The sequence below is a fragment of the Dyella choica genome (genome assembly GCF_003977665.1).
GTDB lineage: Bacteria > Pseudomonadota > Gammaproteobacteria > Xanthomonadales > Rhodanobacteraceae > Dyella_B > Dyella_B choica.
This window is the reverse complement of sequence record NZ_RYYV01000004.1, coordinates 342,243-358,834: the sequence shown is the minus strand read 5'-3', so window position 1 is coordinate 358,834 and position 16,592 is coordinate 342,243. Positions and strand designations below refer to the sequence as shown.

Sequence of the window (16,592 nt, the reverse complement as noted above, 5' to 3'; positions counted from 1 at the left end):
ACGCCAATGCCAGCGGCGCATGCCGGCGTTTCAAGCGAGGAGTCGCACACCTTCGGACTCCCTCACCAAAACGACTGCCGTATGGGCGGTGAGGATGCCACGGTCCAGTGCATCCACCGCGTCCTGGGGTTCGATCCACAACACCTTGGCGACCGAATCGCGCGACAGCGACACGTTCTGTCCTGACAGGTTCAAGGCGATTTCCCAATGCCGGCCGTCACCCAGCCGCCAACGCGCGTGCACCGCGCGCGTACCAAGCACTTCGCATCCCAGCGCGCAACTGTCTGCCAGGTTATCGACCAGATAGCGCTTGCGCCATTGCAGCAGGCCTGCGAACCAGCGTTTGCACTCCAGCGCCGATACATCGTCATCCACCCGCGGAATGGAGGCCGCATACGTATCGGCGGCGTTCGGGTCGGGAATACGCTTGCGCTGCTTGGGATCGGTAAAGCCGGAAAAATGCGCGAATTTACCGCGCCGCCCTTCGCGCACTTTTTGCGCCAGCTCGCCTGGGTAGTCGGTGAAGTAATGGAACGGCGTGCGGCAGCCCCATTCCTCGCCCATGAAAAACAGCGGAATCATCGGGCTGAGTGCTACCAACACCATGGCGGCACGCAGGTCGGCCTCATTCGCCAGGCACGTTAGCCGCTCCCCCAGCGGGCGATTGCCGATCTGGTCGTGGTTCTGCAAAAACAGCACGAACGAGGTCGGCGGCAGATCCTGGCTAGGTTCCCCGCGCGGGATGCCACGGCGATCATTCTGACCCTGGAACACAAAGCCCTCGGCCAGCGCCTTGGCCAGATCCTCGCTGGGGTGCTTGGCGAAATCGGCGTAGTAACCTTCTTGCTCGCCGGTCAGCAGCACGTGCAGCACGTTGTGCGCATCGTCATTCCATTGTGCGTTGTAGTCGCTGCGCAACAGGCTGGCAGCATTGCGCTCGTTCTCCAGGATCAGCCATACCTCGCGTCCACGCGGCAGGCAGGTGCGCCGGATCGCGGCACCCAATTCCTTCAGCAAGGCTTGCGGCTCGATCGCATGCGCCGCATCCAGGCGTAACCCGTCGAAGCGGTATTCATTGATCCACAGCAGCGCGTTGTCGAAAAAAAAGCGCGTCACTTGCGGCCGGCGAAAATCGATCCCCGCCCCCCAAGGGGTATTCACGTCGGCGCTGAAGAATTCCGGCGCGTAGCTGGGTAGCTCGTTGCCGGCCGGGCCGAAGTGGTTGTAGACCACGTCGAGGATCACCGCCAGGCCCAGCTGATGGGCTGCGTCGATCATTGCCTTGAGCGAATGGATGCTGCCGTAGGAGGCCTCGGGCGCATAAGGCAGCACGCCGTCGTAGCCCCAGTTGCGGTCGCCCTGAAACGAGGCGACCGGCATCAGTTCGATCGCCGTATAGCCACAGGCAGCCAGCCGCGGCAGCGCCTGACGCAAAGCATCGAAGCCGCCCATCGCGCCGACGTGGACTTCACAGATCACGGCCTGGCGCCACGGCAAACCATGCCATTCGTTGCTTTTCCATAGATAGGCGCGTGGGTCGACCACCACGCTGGCGCCCGTTATGCCGCCTGGCTGCGAGCGCGAAGCCGGATCGGGCACTTGGCGATCATCGATACGGTACGTATAGCGGGTATCCGGGTCGACTTCGACGGTCAGCGTGTGATTACCTTCTTCATCGCGTTCCATCAGGAAAGCGAGTTCGTCGATCATCAGTTCAACCCGCGCTGCGCTTGGCGCCCAGACGCGGAAGCGTGTGGTACCGTCGTCGAGAACCTGTGCACCGTAGGTGCAGGAGTGGCCGGAGGTGGTGGGCGATTTGCGGCTTATTGTGTTCACGGACATACGCGGCGCACCACGAGGCCAACTGTAGATGGGGGAGCAACCCCAAGAATCCCACCTCGGTCATCGCGCCACCTTGAAGCGTGCAAGCCAAGCTACGCGACTACCTTTTTTGATCGGCGCCCTTATTGACTTTATGCGGGCTACGCGAGGGACAAGTCCTGCATACGGGCTTTGCATTGATCATCCAATCGGTCTTACGAAAATCTTGCAAGGTGACGATCCGCCGATGTTTACAGGGCTTGTGCTTGAGGTTAGGGCGCGACGCATCAAGCTCGCGTACAGCTGACGATGCGGCAAAGTGAAAATGAAGAAACGTTAATCCGGGCCGTCAATTTCGCAATTGCCCGACATAAGGCTTAAGCGGCAGCATCAACTCCGCCGAGCATCCATGACGGACAGATAACAGTTAGGGGAGTTTGCCGTCGGATGCATCCGTCGGCGCGGGTAGCTGCGGGGAGAACGAAAGCTCGTGAGCGGGAAAGTGCAAGCATCGCGAAGGCATGACCTCGAACATCGTCCGGCGGGATTCAAGCCCGTGTCCAACGGCCGACTGGCCGCTGCAGTGGCGATGGGGTTGGCATTCACGTACGGCTCGGCCGCCGCGCATGCCCAAGATGCGATGCCCGCTTCCGGTACCGGCAGTACTGCCGCGCAGACCGGTGAGGTGAACACCAGGACGTCCACAGAGACTAATCGTGCATGGCGATTTGTGCGCTGCATTCGAAGCCTGCGTGACACTACTTTCACAGCATTTATCCAAATAAAAATGGATCCTTACGAAATCAAGTGCTCAAACGCATATCCGCGAACCCGATCGGCTCGCCGATCGCCACCGGTGTGATCACCGAGAATGGCGTCACCTACGACCTGTGGGCCGGTAACAATTCCGCCGCCGGCTATTATGTCTACACCTTCCTGCCCCAGCGCAGCAGCGTGCCGCCGAGCCTACCCACCAGCGGCAGCGCCAATATCGACGTCATGCATTTCTTCAGGAAGCTGCAGGGACTCGCGTACTTCGGTACGTCGATGTACCTGGACGTGGTGGAAGCCGGCTGCGAGATCGTGCGCGGCAATGGCCGGGTGAGTACGACCTGGTTTCAGGCCAGCGCGCAGTAACGGCAATCCAGATGGGGATTGTCTTCCCGTCCTTGTCGGGGTGCGAAAAAATCGGCGCCGGAGATGCGGGTGGTACATCTTCGGCGCCGCGAGTCGAACAACGGTCGCAAAGGGAGGAAGCCAACCGTTGTGCATACCTGCATCGCTGCCGCAGCATCGTGCGGATGCCCTTGCAGTCTGGGCAATGTCGTACGCCATCGCCATGGCGCAAAGGGTCGAATGCCGGTGCAGATGGGCCAGGCTGCGGCCTTCGATAGCCTTCTCGCCGCCTTCACATGAGCTAGCTCGGAGGAGAGCTAGGTTTGCGTAAGTTTGCCCGGTAGCTTAACTTGTTGGGCTCAGTCGCTTGCGTGGCTGGAAAAAAAGCGTCTGATCAGGGGTGGCGTAAGGGTGATGATGGATATGGAAGCTGGCTTCAGATCGCTGCGCTCTTGCATGCTCGTGACTGTCGTGCTGGCGATCCTTTTGGCCAGCGGTTGCGCCAGCGTGGGTTTCAGAAAGCCGACCGTCAGCATTACTCCTGCTGGAACCACCGAGCCGGCGCCGGCACCAGTACAGGGCAGTCCCAGCGAAAGCGAAGCCACGCAACGGCTTTCGCTTTCGACGATCGTAAGACGGTACCTGCAGAACGGTCGCTACGCGGAAGGCGAAAAGGCGCTTCGTGCTTATCTGCAGGAGCATCCGGGTGATCGCACGGCGCAAATTTTCCTGCGCCAGCTGACCGAGGATCCGAAGCAGATGCTGGGTACGGCCTCCAGTCCGCACGTGGTGCAATCGGGGGAGTCTTACAGCACGCTGGCGGCGAAATACCTAGGGGATTCCAATCTGTTCCTGGTGTTGGCGCGCTACAACGGTTCTACCGATCCGGCCTTGATACGGATGGGTTCCACTTTGCAGTTGCCGATCGCCCCGAATAGCGCGAGCGCGATGACTGCTTCGCCGCCGCCGACCGCCGCATCGAACGCGTCATCGCCTGTGGCCGTAGCAGCGCCAATGCAGCCGTTACGACGCGCACAGCAACTGGAAAGTCAGAGTCTTGCCCTGTACCGGCAGGGACAAAAGGATCAGGCGCTGGCCTTGTTCGATCAGGCCATCACGCTGAATCCGCACTTGAAGTCCTCCGATCCCGACTTTGCGGCGCTCAGCAGCGTATGGATTGCGAACTCGCACCAGCAGGCGATGGTGTTGTACCTCGATCAGCATCTGGACCAGGCGATTGTGCTGTGGGATCGCATCCTGGTAGTGGATCCGAGTTACGAGCCCGCGGTGGTTTATCGGACGCGGGCGTTGCAGCTCAAGCAGCGGCTGCAGCAGTATTGAGGATGCACTGATCTATTCCACCTACAACCGCATGCATAGCCTGACTGCGTAGCCTGGGATGGCAATCCCGGCATCGCGCGGATTACATGCATGACAATGCTGGGGCTTGCGCCCCAGCCTGCGATTGCCATTCCAGCCCACCCGGACATTCGCGCCGAGTTCGGCCTCAAGAGTAATGTGGTTCCCGAGTTCAGGGCGCCGGGAGAATCTGCGTAGGCTGCAACACCACGTGCGGTTTGGGTACTTCAGAGACCACGGCAACGGGTTCGTTCTGCGTCTCCAAGGCTTCCCCCATCAGATTGAAGGCTGCAAACACCCGTCCCAACTCATCGCGGCGAACAATGCGAATGCGATGCTGATGGTCTCCGCGCGCCACCCGCAGCAACGAAGCGACGACCAGGTCGAGCGCGCCGCGCAAACGCCGAAACAGCCAGTACGCAGTAAGCAACACCGCCGCCAGCGTCGTAAGCAAAACCAATCCAATCACGCCAAGCGCGGTATTTTGCGCTGCCTGCAGCGGCGCTTCGCTGACGCCCAGGCGCAGGTGGCCGACAGTCTTGGTCTGATAGCGGATCGGTACCTCGAAAACGAGTGCGTTCTGCAAGCCATGCGTGCCTGCCAGCCGAGCGTGATAGCTGGCGATGTCGTTGGATAGTTGCCGCATGGCCGTTCCTGCCGAAGCTTGCAAGTTCTGGCCATCTTCACCGAATTGCGTACTGGCGATGATTTTCCCATCGCGATCGGCGATCGCCAGGTAATCGATCTGCGCGTTGTTCGCGATGTCCTGGACCAGCGCACGCGTAGCCGCGTGATCGCCCATCACGATGTTTTCCGCGGCGTCCCTGGCGATGTTCTGCCCCAGTGAGCTGCCGAAATCCTGAGCAAGGCCGGTCACGGCCACGCGCTGCACACCGTAAATGGCCAGCATGCCGAGCAGCAGGACGACCACCACCGCGGCACCGAGCGAGGCCGCCCAGCGCAGGCCCAGCGATTGCAGTCGAGGATAGGGCAGTTCTTCCCTGGATCGCTCGAAACTGCGGCGTGCCAGGCGCAGGTCTTCGGCGACTTCCGCGCCGGACTGGTAGCGGCCTTCCGGCGCAGCCGCCATCAGGGTGCGGATGATGTCGATCAGGATGGGTGGCGTGGCCGGATCGAGTGGCTTGAGGGGCGGCTCGGGCAGGCGCTGCCGCTGTCGCAAAAAGCGCTCCACATCCCCGGTGTAGGACCACGGCAGACGGCCTGAGACAAGCCAGAACAGCACCACGCCCAGTGAGAACAGGTCACTGCGCGCATCGGCACGATCGCCACGCAGACGCTCTGGCGACATATAGTTCGGTGTGCCGCCGATCTTGCCCAGCATGGCGGCGGACGGCTTGGCGCGAGCCGAACGTCTTTCGGCAATCCCGAAGTCCGCGATCTTGGCGTGCCAGCCGTCCAGCAGCATGATGTTGTCGGGCTTGATGTCGTGATGGATCACGCCTTGTGAGTGCGCGTAATGCAGTGCGTTCGCCAGCTGGGTGGCCAGTTCGAGCAGCGCCGATGCGGAGGGCATCCCGTGGGTCGCCACATGATGGGCAAGGGTTTCGCCCGGCAGCTTTTCCATGGCGATGTACGGGCGGCCATCTTCGGTCTCGCCCGTATCGAAAATGGTGACGATATGCGGATGCGTCAAATGCCCGGCAGCGCGTGCTTCCACCAGGAAGCGCTGCCGGTAGTCGGAATCTTCGGCGAAGTTGTCGTGCAGGCACTTGATGGCGACCTGCCGCTGGATCTCCGGATCGAAGCCGGCGTAAACGATCGACATCGCCCCTTCGCCGAGCACACCATCGATGCGATAACGCCCGATCGTGGCGGGAGTACCCTGATTCATGCGGGCTGAGGTTACAGCATCCACCAGGTCAGGCCGGCCAACGCCAACACGCCCAGCAACGCTACTGCTGCATAACCGTAGACACGAAGATCATGCGAGCCCTGCTCATGTGTCTTGAACGTAAATTCGGCTTGTCCGAAGCGTACCCGGTCGCCGTGCACCAGCACTGTCTCGTGTATGCGCTTGTCGTTGACGAACGTGCCGTTGGTGGAAAGCGTATTCATCAGCACGTAGTGTCCATGCTGATGGATGATCCACGCATGCGTGGCCGAAACGCTGGGGTCGTTGATCACAACGTCATTGTCGACACGGCGACCGATCGTCTGGCGGCCCTGGCGCAGGGTGAAGCGCAGCCCTTTGAGCGTGCCTTGCGTACCCACCAGCACAGGTTGGTGCGTCGAAGCGCGACCGTCCGAGGCGGGTGCATCCTCAAGCGCCAGCCGCTGCATCTGAGCAGCGGACAGCAACTGCGTACCCTGAGGTCCCGCGCGAAGCTTGCCGACCTCGGTAGGTTGCGGCTGGCCAGTGTTCATAGACATTCCAAATCCCCTGTCGCGAGGGAACTATAGCGAAATCACGCATGCTTGGAACACCGGCAAGACTGCCCTGGTCTTGGTGAACGGCGTGTCGCTGCACTGTCCGGGGCCTGGACGTGCAGATGCAGCCAGATGGAAATCATCGAATGCCTAATCCTCGCCGGTTCCTAGGCGGCGCGCCTCGACCGTCGATGATGGGCGGAAAAATACCTCAAAACGGTGCAGGCTTTTAAGCGCTGCAAGGGCCCAATGACTGTCGGTTCGGGCCAAGGCTGCGGTGCAGAGTGTGCGCTGCCGCACAGTCGGAGCGTGCACGGCTTACGTTTTCATCAACTTTCTTTGCCGGCTAGGCTGCATTCAGCCATCGGTGCAAAAATTCAGCAACAGGCAGGATTCAGGGCCTTACTGTTTGCGCACCGCCCAGGCGCGGTAATTGTCCAGCGAGGTGACACCTATGCGTACCAAGATTCTTGTAGCCCTTGTATTCGGCCTCGCAGCGAGCAGCGTGTTCGCGGCGCCGCAATCGCATGGCAAGGGCGGTGGTGGAATGAACCGGGACACCCATGGCGATGCGGTTTCGGCCGCGGCAGCCAGCGCGAGGGCCAGCGATACCCGCGTGGGGCCTGCAGTAAGCGATGTGGCCCAGAGCAAGTCCAAAGGGAAGGGTGTGACCGATACTGCACACGGTAACAAGGGGCACACGAAGAGCCACGCCAAGCATTGACACCAGGTTTGTGAAACCCAAGGAGCCGCGCGAAAGCGCGGCTCTTTTTTATGGATTTCACCTTGCTGAATCCCTCACGGCGCTGGCATCCGGGCCGTGAAACGCGCTAAGGTCAAGATCCCGGCCAGGCAGCATGGCCGATCACTATGGTTAATGGGAAACGCCTATGCAGAAGCGCATCAAGCCCACCATGACCGTTTATCCGTGCCGCTTCCGTTCACAGCCGGCAGACTCGTCCGAAGCGTCGCACGTTTGGGTCACGTGGGAAGCCATAGAGCGTGAGCATTTCAGCTCCAACGGTGTGCTGGTTGCCGATTTCTCCCATCCGCTCGAAGTCGATCCGTCGCTGGTGAAAAACCACCGTTACATGCCGAAGCCGGATGCGACGGCCTGAAGCGGGCGGCCGCGTTTTTTGTCGGGAGCTGTACCGGATATCAGGCGCCGTGCCGTTTTTGCGCGCTGATTGAAAAGTGTGAATTAAGACAAAACATGGCTATTGCTTTTTTTAAAATCGGCCGCGTGTTCGCCTGTGCCGGACCTGCCCACGCATCCATCGTAGGCTTCCCTTGCCCCACCGAGTCGCAGAGCTCGTCAGGCATGCTGTTCGCACAGATCGTGGCCGATCGTAACGCGTTGAATTGACGGGGGAGCAAGTTTTCAAAGTGGCAGGCACTTGAATTTTCTTTCCAACTGTCGGTAGATTTCGCATCCTGCGGTAGGGGTAGGGTTTCCCACGTTTCCGTATCGGGCGCCACCAGGCGCCTTTCATGCTGTCGCTCAATCGTCATTTGTTGGGCAAGCTAGTCAGGGATGATCGCGATGACCAAAGAAGAAGCCAATGTTGCTGCGTTTTTGAAGCTCATCCGCTTTGCGGAGCACCATAGCGATAGCGACGATGTGTATTTTCTGCTGTACGGCGGCAAGCAGCGCTTTTTGGATACGAGCAAGCACCCGAATCAGCGCATTCAAGCCTGGGGGAAGGAGTCCACCGCGGCCGGCGCGTATCAAATTCTTTATCCAACCTGGTATGAAGCCTGGAAAAAAGGCATCGTGACCGATTTTTCCAAGGCGTCCCAGGACAAGCTGGCCATCGAAAAGCTGCGCAGCCGCCACGCGCTGGGCTACGTGGAACAGGGCGATATCGACCACGCCATTCCCATTCTGCGCAAGGAATGGACTTCGCTGCCGGGTGCTGCACAATCGAAAATGACCATGGACGAGGCGCGTACGTTATTCGCCAAATACCTGGGCGAAGTAGCGGGCAGGCCATGAGGCGGCGATTTTCGCTGGTATTTCTTGCCACCGTCCTGGCGGCCGTCTTCGCGCAGGCGTGTGCTCAGGCTGCTGCGCCCAGGCGAATGACAGCCATCGGTCATCTGAGCTGCGGTGGCGCCAGCTTGACGGCCGAGACCGTATACCTCGATGTGCCGGACCAGGATTTGCAGCCGCTTTCGCAACGTATCGCGCTCAAGCGGCTCGGGCAGAACGTCTCGACGGTGTTGCACCACGATGGCCGTCCATTGCGCCAGCCGTTCCTGAAAAACACACCGGTGTTGGACGCGGCTGTAAGCAGTTGGACGTGCCTGACGGCTGACGACGGCAAGGCATACGTCTATGTGTTTTATGTCTGTACGGAAAGCGACCTGCGCCCCGATTGCGCGGGCACGTCGCGCGAATGGGGGCGCCTGTTCGATCCGCAAGGCAAGGAAATGACCGCAGATCTTCCCCATGCAGGACCGCGCACTTCGGCGCTGATGAAGCGGCTTGGCCTCGGGCGCTACGAGAACGAACCCATGCCATTGCGGGGTATCGATGACGCGGCCAATCCATGATGATGATGGTGCTGAAGCCGTGCGCTTCCATCGTTAGGTAAGCTTGTAGACAATCAAAGGGTTCGTTACGGATGATAGACCATTGCTTTACGTGTCTTCACTTGTTTTTCACATGCAAGATCGGCGTTGCCAGCCGACTCGATTGAGCATAAATTTAGCCGGGTGATAGGGACCCATCTTGCGTGTCGCAACGCGTAGCTTCGCGGTGGTTGCGGCGCGTCCATTTTGCTATGCAGGCCCAAGGGGGCAGCCGCAGTAGCCGCTTTGTTTCACCTTTGATGTCGGTTGCAAAGTTTGCTCCGTCGGGTGACGCATGCCTGTCATCTGGTTGTAATCCGCCTTACCCAGCGGCGGGATTGGAATATTGCAGTTTCACTGTAGTTTGATCCTTTCTAAGGAGACGTCGTATGGCCAAGCAGAGTAGTCAGAAATTCATCGCGCGAAATCGCGCGCCTCGAGTACAAATCGAATACGACGTCGAGGTTTATGGCGCACAGAAGAAGGTGCAGGTTCCCTTCGTGATGGGCGTGATGTCGGATCTCTCCGGCGTCAATAACGCCGAACTGCCGGCCATTGAAGAACGCAAGGCGCTGGAAATCGACGTGGACAACTTCGATACCCGCATGCAGGCGATGAAGCCGCGCGTGAGTTTTGCCGTGCCCAATACCCTGACCGGCGAAGGGAATTTGAGCGTCGACATCACCTTCGAAAGCATGGACGACTTCTCGCCCGCCGCTGTGGCGCGCAAGGTAGGCGCCGTGGCCAAGCTGCTCGAGGCGCGTACCCAGCTCGCCAACCTTGGTACTTACCTGGACGGCAAGGCTGGCGCTGAAAAGCTGATCGCCCAGGCCATCAACGATCCGGCCTTGCTGCAGTCGCTGGCCTCCGCACCCAAGCCGGCAGGGGAGTAAGCAGTCATGGCAACCGAGAAACTGGCCGAACAAGGCGGCGTAGCGACTCTTGAAGCCGGCGATTTCGCGTCGCTGCTCAGCAAGGAATTCAAACCCAAGAGCGAACGCGCGCGCGAAGAGGTGGAATCGGCCGTGCGCACGCTGGCCGAGCAGGTGTTGAACAAGGCGGACATCGTTTCCGACGACGTCACCCAGACCATCAACGCCTACATCGCCGAGCTGGATCGCAAGATCAGCGAGCAGCTCAACCTGGTCATGCACCATCCGGAATTCCAGAAGCTGGAAAGCGCCTGGCGCGGCTTGCATTACCTGGTCAACAACACCGAAACCGATCAACTCCTGAAGATCCGCGTGTTCAACATCTCCAAGAAGGAGCTGGGCAAGACGCTGAAGCGCTACAAAGGCACGGCCTGGGACCAGAGCCCCATCTTCAAGAAGGTCTACGAAGAGGAATACGGCCAGCTGGGCGGTGAACCGTATGGCTGCCTGGTCGGCGACTACTATTTCGATCACAGCCCGCAGGACGTCGAGATGCTGGGCGGTATTGCCCAGGTGGCAGCCGCTGCGCACGCGCCGTTCATCAGTGCCGCCAATTCCACCCTTATGGGCATGGACAACTGGAACGAGCTGGCCAACCCGCGCGACCTGGCGAAGATTTTCTCTACGCCCGATTACGCCTCCTGGCGTTCGCTGCGTGAATCGGATGACGCCAAGTACCTTGGCCTGGCCATGCCGCGCACGTTGGCGCGCCTGCCGTACGGCGCCAAGACCAACCCGATCGACGAATTCGATTTCGAGGAAGACACCGCCGGCGCCGACTCGTCCAAGTACACCTGGCAGAACGCCGCCTACGCCATGGCGGTGAACATCAACCGCTCGTTCAAGGAATACGGCTGGTGCTCGCGCATTCGCGGCATTGAATCCGGCGGTGCGGTGGAAGGCTTGCCGGTGCACACCTTTCCGACCGACGACGGCGGCGTGGACATGAAATGCCCCACCGAAATCGCCATCACCGACCGCCGCTCGGCGGAGCTGGACAAGATGGGCCTGATGCCCCTGGTCCACCGCAAGAACTCCGACATGGCCGCCTTCATCAGCGCACAGTCGCTGGCCAAGCCGGAAGAATACGACAACCCCGATGCCACCGCCAATGCGGCGCTGGCTGCGCGCTTGCCGTACATGTTCGCTTGCTGCCGCTTCGCGCATTACTTGAAGTGCATCGTGCGCGACAAGATCGGTTCGTTCAGTACCCGCGAATCGGTGGAGAAATGGCTCACCAACTGGATCAGCCAGTACATCGACGGTGATCCGCAGAACTCCAGCGAAGAAACCAAGGCGCGCAAGCCGCTGTCGGCGGCGGAAGTGGTAGTGGAGGAGGTCGAAGGTGCGCCCGGCTATTACTCCTCCAAGTTTTTCCTCAAGCCGCATTACCAGCTTGAGGGTTTGACCGTGTCGTTGCGCCTGGTCTCGCGTCTGCCGTCGGCGGCGAAGGCTTGAATCAGGAAGTAGTGCTGTAAAAGGAGCCGCCAGTGTGGCGGTAGCCATCATCAATCAGGTAACCGAGGAGAGGTTTCATGGCATTCGACATGCACATCAAGTTTGAAGGCGGCAGTGTCGCTATCAAGGGTGCTTCCAATCACAAGAAGCACAAGGGCGAGGTGCCGATCCTGGCTTGGTCGTGGGGTGTAAGCAACTCCGGCGACCTGCACGCCGGCGCCGGTTCCGCCAGCGGCGGCAAGGCTCACGTGCAGGATATTTCGATCACCAAGTACGTGGACGGTTGCTCCAACGCGCTGATGCAGGCTTGCTGCACCGGTGCACGCGTGGAGAAGGCCACGGTATACGTGACCAACGCCACCGGCGAGCAGACCGACTTCCTCACCATCGAGCTGAGCGAAGGCGTGCTGATCACCTCCGTGTCCACCGGCGGCAGCGGTGGCGAGGATCGCCTCACTGAAAACGTCACGCTGCACTTCGGCAAGTTCAAGTACTCGTTCCAGCCGCAGGACGACAAGGGCGGCAAGGACGGTGGTACGAAGGACTTCACCTTCGACATGCAGCAGGTCGCCAAGGCTTAAGCCTGATCCGGCTTTGGTACGGACCTCGGTGACAGCTACCGAGGATATTGTTGGTGACATGTGGCATTGCTCGAAGCTCGACCTACCCGCGAGTTTCGAGCAGACCAACCCCAACCCTCCCTTGCATGCAGGGGAGGGCGGTTGGGTTCGCGTCGCCAAAATGCCTCTTCTTGCGGAATGCTCAGGCTCAGGACATGACTCCCGAAAACATGCTGAAAGAAGGCCGTCTGGACGAGGCTTTGCAGGGCTTGACCGCGCAGGTACGCGGAAATCCGGCCGATGCCAAGGCAAGAGTGTTTCTGTTTCAGCTGCTGTCGTTGTTGGGACAGTGGGAGCGTGCGCAAACGCAGTTGAAGGTAAGTGGCGAACTGGATACCGGCAACACGCTGATGGTTGGCGCCTACAGCCGCGCCTTGCAGGGCGAGCTGGAGCGCCATGCGGTAATGAGCGGTACGCGCTCGCCGCTGGTCATCGGCGAACCGGCGCAATGGCTGGCCTTGCTGCTGCAGTCGCTGAAGCTGATGGGCGAGGAGCGCTACGCGCAGGCACTGCCGTTGCGCGAGCAGGCCTTTGAAGCCGCCGAAGCGGTGAGTGGAACGATCGACGGCGAACGCTTCGAGTGGATCGCCGATGCCGATCCGCGTTTCGGGCCGTGCTTGGAAGTCATCGTCAACGGTGGCTACTCGTGGGTGCCGTTTGGGCGCATCCGCGAATTGAAATTCGATGCACCGACCGATCTGCGCGACAAAGTGTGGGCGCCGGTGCAGATCATCTGGAGCAACGGCGGCGAATCGGTCGGTTTCGTGCCTTGCCGCTACCCGGGTTCGGAACGCGCCCAGGACAGCGACGTGGTGCTGGCGCGCAAGACCGAGTGGATCGATCTGGGTGACGACTGCCATGTGGGCTCCGGCCAACGCATGCTGGCGACCGATGCCGGCGAATATTCGCTGCTGGATGTCCGCAGCATTACCTTTGATGCCTGATCGCGTATGGCCGAGCTGACCACCCAGGAACGCCTGCAGCCTTCGTTGCTGGATCGGCTGGCCGACGACGAACCGGCGCGAGCGGAGGAAAGTCGCGAAAAACGCGTGATATCCGCCATGCGCCTGCGCGACTGCGTGGCGCGAGACATTTCCTGGCTGCTCAATTGCGTGAATCTGGGCGCGGACGACCAACTGGCCGACTACCCGGAGGTGGCGCGCTCGGTGGTGAATTTCGGCATTCCCGATCTCACCGGTGTGGCCGTGGCCGGTGTCGACGCCAAGGCGCTGCAGCGGCAGATCCGCGAGGCCATCCTGGCGTTCGAGCCGCGGCTTACGTCGACCACGCTGCGCGTGATAGTCAATTCCGACCTCAAGCGCATGGATCGCCAATCGCTCACTTTCAACATCGAATCGGAGATGTGGGCGCAGCCGATTCCGCTGAATCTTTATCTCAAGACCGAAGTGGACCTGGAAACAGGCAAGTTCAATGTCTCGGAGAGCTTCGGCTGATGGACCCGCGACTGCTGCGCTACTACAACCGCGAGCTGCAACACGTCCGGGAAATGGGCGCCGAATTCGCGCGCGAATACCCCAAGATCGCCGGCCGTCTCGGCATGGAAGGCTTTGAATGCGCGGACCCTTACGTGGAGCGCCTGCTGGAAGGCTTCGCCTTTCTGGCGGCTCGCATCCAGCTGAAGCTCGACGCGCAATATCCGGTGTTCACGCAACATCTGATGGAAATGATCTACCCGCACTATCTCGCGCCGATTCCATCGATGGCCGTAGTGCAATTGCATCCGGACCAGAAGGAAAGCGCGCTGGCCACCGGCTACACCGTGGCACGCAATACTGCGTTGCGCAGTTTGATCTCCAATGACGACCGCACCGCCTGCGAGTATCGCACCGCCCACGACGTTACTTTGTGGCCGCTGGAACTGGTCGAGGCCAAATATTTCGAAACACCCGCTGCCATTGCCGCAGCGAGCGTGCCGATTCCGCCCGGCAAGACGGTGCGCGCCGCGCTGCGCCTGAAATTCGTCATTACTGCCGGCGCGCAAGCGAACATGCTGGCGATGGACGAGTTGCCGGTGTTCATTGCCGGCGCCGACGAGTTGCCCAAGCGGCTGTACGAGCAACTGCTTGGCAACGCGCAGGGCTTTGTGGTGCGCATGCCCAGCCCAAGCGGCATGCTGGTCGAGCACTTCGACGCTTCGGCCATCCGCGACAAGGGCTTTGCCGACGACGAGGCACTGCTGCCCTATTCCGACCGATCCTTCAGCGGCTATCGCCTGCTGCAGGAATACTTCGCCTGCCCGGAACGCTTCCTGTTCGCCGTGTTTACCGGTTTGAAGCAGGCCCTCTCGCGTTCGCAGGCCACCGAGTTCGATCTCACCGTCTTCTTTGATCGCAGCGTCAGCCGGCTGCACAACGCCCTCGATACCAGCAATTTCCGACTGTTCTGCACGCCGGCCATCAACCTGTTTCCGCGTCGAGCCGATCGCATCCACCTGCAGCAGGGAAAGGCCGAATATCACGTGCTGGCGGACCGCACGCGGCCGATGGACTTTGAAGTGCATAGTCTGAGCCAGGTCGAAGGTTTCGGCGACCGGCAGGAACCGGAACAGCGCTTCCAGCCGTTCTATGGTTGCGACGAGCGCGTATGGCACAGCGGCAGCGCCGCGTTTTACACCATGCGCCGCGAACCGCGCCTGCTCTCAGCACGGCAGAAATTGCACGGTGCGCGTTCCAGCTACGTTGGCAGCGAGATATTCCTTTCGCTGGTGGATGCCAATGATGCACCGTACTCCACCAAATTGCGTCAGGTGGGCATGATGCTGATGTGCACCAACCGCGATCTGCCGTTGCAGATGCCGGTCGGGAAATCGCGCACCGATTTCACGCTGGAGACAGGCGCTCCGATAACGTCCATCCGCTGTGTGGCCGGCCCCACCAAGCCACGCGCGCCGACGGCACATGGTGAAACCGCGTGGCGGCTGCTCAGCCATCTGCAGCTCAACTATGTGTCGCTGCTGGGCGACAGTGGAGAAGAAGGGGCGGCGGCCCTGCGCGAAATGCTGACTTTGTACTGCGATGAATTCGACGCCGGCGCGCGCCGCCAGATCGAAGGCGTAAAGGCAGTCAGCAGCCAGGCCGTGGTAAGGCGTATTCCGGTACCAGGACCGATTACCTACGGGCGCGGCCTGGAAATCACTTTGACGTGTGACGACGGCGCTTTCGAAGGCACGGGGGCCTTCCTGCTCGGTTCGGTGATGCGGCATTTCTTCGCGCGCTACGTTTCGGTGAATTCCTTTACCGAAACGGTGTTGCGCACCCTCGAACGCAATGAGGTGGCCCGATGGACGGCCCGGCTCGGCAAGCGCCAGATCCTGTAGCGCTGGAAAACGCGCTGCGCGAGCGGCCGGAAGCCTTCGAGTTCTTCGAGGCTCTGCGCTGGCTCGAAAGCGCCTATCCCGGCCGGCCGCGCTTGGGGCGCTCCACCAAGCCGGCGGAGGACCCGGTGCGCCTGTGCCAGACGCCCTCGCTGGAATTCGCGCCGCGCACCGTGGACCGCTTCGAACACCGGGCCGACGGCAAGCCGCCGCGCATGTACGGCCTGTTCTTCGGTTTGTTCGGACCCAATGCTCCGCTGCCGTTGCATCTGACCGAATACGCGCTCGATCGCAAGCACAATTCACGCGACGGTACTTTTATTGCATTTGCGGATATCTTCCACCACCGCATGCTGAGCCTGTTCTACCGTGCGTGGGCTGATTCGCAACCGACCATCCAGCTCGACCGACCCGGTGAAGACCGCTACAGCCTTTACATGGGCGCCCTGGTTGGGTTGTCCACACCCAACTTGCAGTCGCGCGATGCCTTGCCGGACCGTTACAAGCATTTCTTTGCCGGACGCCTGCTCGCGCAGGCGCGTAATGGGGAAGGCCTGAAGCACCTGCTGGAGCATTTCTTCGGCATTCCGGTGCGGGTGGTGGAATTCGTCGCTGAATGGATGCGCCTGCCGGATTCGGCGCATTTGCGGATGGGTCAGTCGCGCGAGGTGGCAGGTCTTGGCCTCACGGCGGTGCTCGGCGAGTACGTGTGGGGCGCACAACAACGCTTCCGCCTACGGCTTGGCCCGCTGACGAGAGCGCAGTTCAACAATTTCCTGCCGGGCGGTGAGGCGCTGCGCCAGTTGATGGCGGCGGTTAAAACCTATGTCGGCGAGGAAAAAGCGTGGGACGTGCAACTCGTGCTCAAGCGGGACGAAGTGCCGACTACGCGGATGGGGCAGAGCGGTCGCATGGGCTTGACCACCTGGTTGGGCCAGCGGCAGGAACAGACGGATGCTGATCAGGTCGTATTGAGGCCGGTGGGCTAAC

At 60.8% G+C, this 16,592-nt stretch carries 16 protein-coding genes; 13 read left to right on the top strand and 3 right to left on the bottom strand.

Annotation, left to right across the window (positions count from 1 at the left end; translation table 11 throughout):
• Window positions 1-30 precede the first annotated feature (30 nt).
• Window positions 31-1,842 carry a malto-oligosyltrehalose trehalohydrolase gene (gene treZ / locus EKH80_RS07620; RefSeq protein ID WP_126684122.1) on the bottom strand — a complete coding sequence of 604 codons (1,812 nt, stop codon included), beginning with the start codon at window positions 1,840-1,842 and terminating at the stop codon, window positions 31-33.
• 786 nt (window positions 1,843-2,628) lie between these two features.
• On the opposite strand from treZ, the gene EKH80_RS07615 reads away from it, so the two are divergent.
• Both EKH80_RS07615 and EKH80_RS07610 read left to right on the top strand, forming a co-directional pair.
• The gene (locus tag EKH80_RS07615; RefSeq protein WP_158628787.1) at window positions 2,629-2,958 is read left to right on the top strand and encodes a GH12 family glycosyl hydrolase domain-containing protein; all 330 of its coding nucleotides are present in this window, start codon (window positions 2,629-2,631) and stop codon (window positions 2,956-2,958) included.
• Window positions 2,959-3,393: 435 nt separating this feature from the next.
• Window positions 3,394-4,278 (top strand): tetratricopeptide repeat protein, encoded by an 885-nt coding sequence (locus EKH80_RS07610; protein ID WP_230473488.1) that lies wholly within the window; start codon window positions 3,394-3,396, stop codon window positions 4,276-4,278.
• A 190-nt stretch (window positions 4,279-4,468) separates the two neighbouring features.
• On the opposite strand, the gene EKH80_RS07605 is transcribed toward EKH80_RS07610, so the two are convergent.
• The gene (locus EKH80_RS07605) at window positions 4,469-6,148 is read right to left on the bottom strand and encodes a protein kinase domain-containing protein (protein ID WP_126684120.1); all 1,680 of its coding nucleotides are present in this window, start codon (window positions 6,146-6,148) and stop codon (window positions 4,469-4,471) included.
• 11 nt (window positions 6,149-6,159) lie between these two features.
• Window positions 6,160-6,687, bottom strand: coding sequence for an FHA domain-containing protein (locus EKH80_RS07600; RefSeq protein WP_230473487.1), 528 nt, complete (start codon window positions 6,685-6,687; stop codon window positions 6,160-6,162).
• A gap of 451 nt (window positions 6,688-7,138) precedes the next feature.
• On the opposite strand from EKH80_RS07600, the gene EKH80_RS07595 reads away from it, so the two are divergent.
• From EKH80_RS07595 to tssG, 11 genes are all read left to right on the top strand, one after another.
• Entirely contained in the window at window positions 7,139-7,408 is a 270-nt protein-coding gene (locus tag EKH80_RS07595; RefSeq protein WP_126684119.1) for a hypothetical protein, read from the top strand.
• A 166-nt stretch (window positions 7,409-7,574) separates the two neighbouring features.
• Window positions 7,575-7,802, top strand: a complete 228-nt coding sequence (locus EKH80_RS07590) for a hypothetical protein (RefSeq protein WP_126684118.1) — start codon at window positions 7,575-7,577, stop codon at window positions 7,800-7,802.
• A gap of 425 nt (window positions 7,803-8,227) precedes the next feature.
• Window positions 8,228-8,680, top strand: a complete 453-nt coding sequence (locus tag EKH80_RS07585; protein WP_126684117.1) for a glycoside hydrolase family 24 protein — start codon at window positions 8,228-8,230, stop codon at window positions 8,678-8,680.
• Window positions 8,677-9,240, top strand: a complete 564-nt coding sequence (locus tag EKH80_RS07580; RefSeq protein ID WP_126684116.1) for a hypothetical protein — start codon at window positions 8,677-8,679, stop codon at window positions 9,238-9,240. Before EKH80_RS07585 ends, EKH80_RS07580 begins: the two co-directional genes overlap by 4 nt.
• 407 nt (window positions 9,241-9,647) lie before the next feature.
• The gene (gene tssB, locus EKH80_RS07575; protein ID WP_126684115.1) at window positions 9,648-10,151 is read left to right on the top strand and encodes a type VI secretion system contractile sheath small subunit; all 504 of its coding nucleotides are present in this window, start codon (window positions 9,648-9,650) and stop codon (window positions 10,149-10,151) included.
• Between the two features lie 6 nt (window positions 10,152-10,157).
• Window positions 10,158-11,648, top strand: a complete 1,491-nt coding sequence (gene tssC, locus EKH80_RS07570) for a type VI secretion system contractile sheath large subunit (RefSeq protein WP_126684114.1) — start codon at window positions 10,158-10,160, stop codon at window positions 11,646-11,648.
• 77 nt (window positions 11,649-11,725) lie between these two features.
• Window positions 11,726-12,229: an Hcp family type VI secretion system effector gene (locus tag EKH80_RS07565; protein WP_126684113.1), complete on the top strand. Its 504-nt coding sequence runs from the start codon at window positions 11,726-11,728 to the stop codon at window positions 12,227-12,229.
• Between the two features lie 194 nt (window positions 12,230-12,423).
• Window positions 12,424-13,212 (top strand): type VI secretion system accessory protein TagJ, encoded by a 789-nt coding sequence (locus tag EKH80_RS07560; protein WP_126684112.1) that lies wholly within the window; start codon window positions 12,424-12,426, stop codon window positions 13,210-13,212.
• A 6-nt stretch (window positions 13,213-13,218) separates the two neighbouring features.
• Window positions 13,219-13,722: a type VI secretion system baseplate subunit TssE gene (gene tssE, locus EKH80_RS07555; RefSeq protein WP_126684111.1), complete on the top strand. Its 504-nt coding sequence runs from the start codon at window positions 13,219-13,221 to the stop codon at window positions 13,720-13,722.
• The gene (gene tssF / locus EKH80_RS07550) at window positions 13,722-15,605 is read left to right on the top strand and encodes a type VI secretion system baseplate subunit TssF (RefSeq protein WP_126684110.1); all 1,884 of its coding nucleotides are present in this window, start codon (window positions 13,722-13,724) and stop codon (window positions 15,603-15,605) included. Before tssE ends, tssF begins: the two co-directional genes overlap by 1 nt.
• Entirely contained in the window at window positions 15,569-16,591 is a 1,023-nt protein-coding gene (gene tssG / locus EKH80_RS07545) for a type VI secretion system baseplate subunit TssG (protein ID WP_126684109.1), read from the top strand. Before tssF ends, tssG begins: the two co-directional genes overlap by 37 nt.
• Window position 16,592 lies beyond the last annotated feature (1 nt).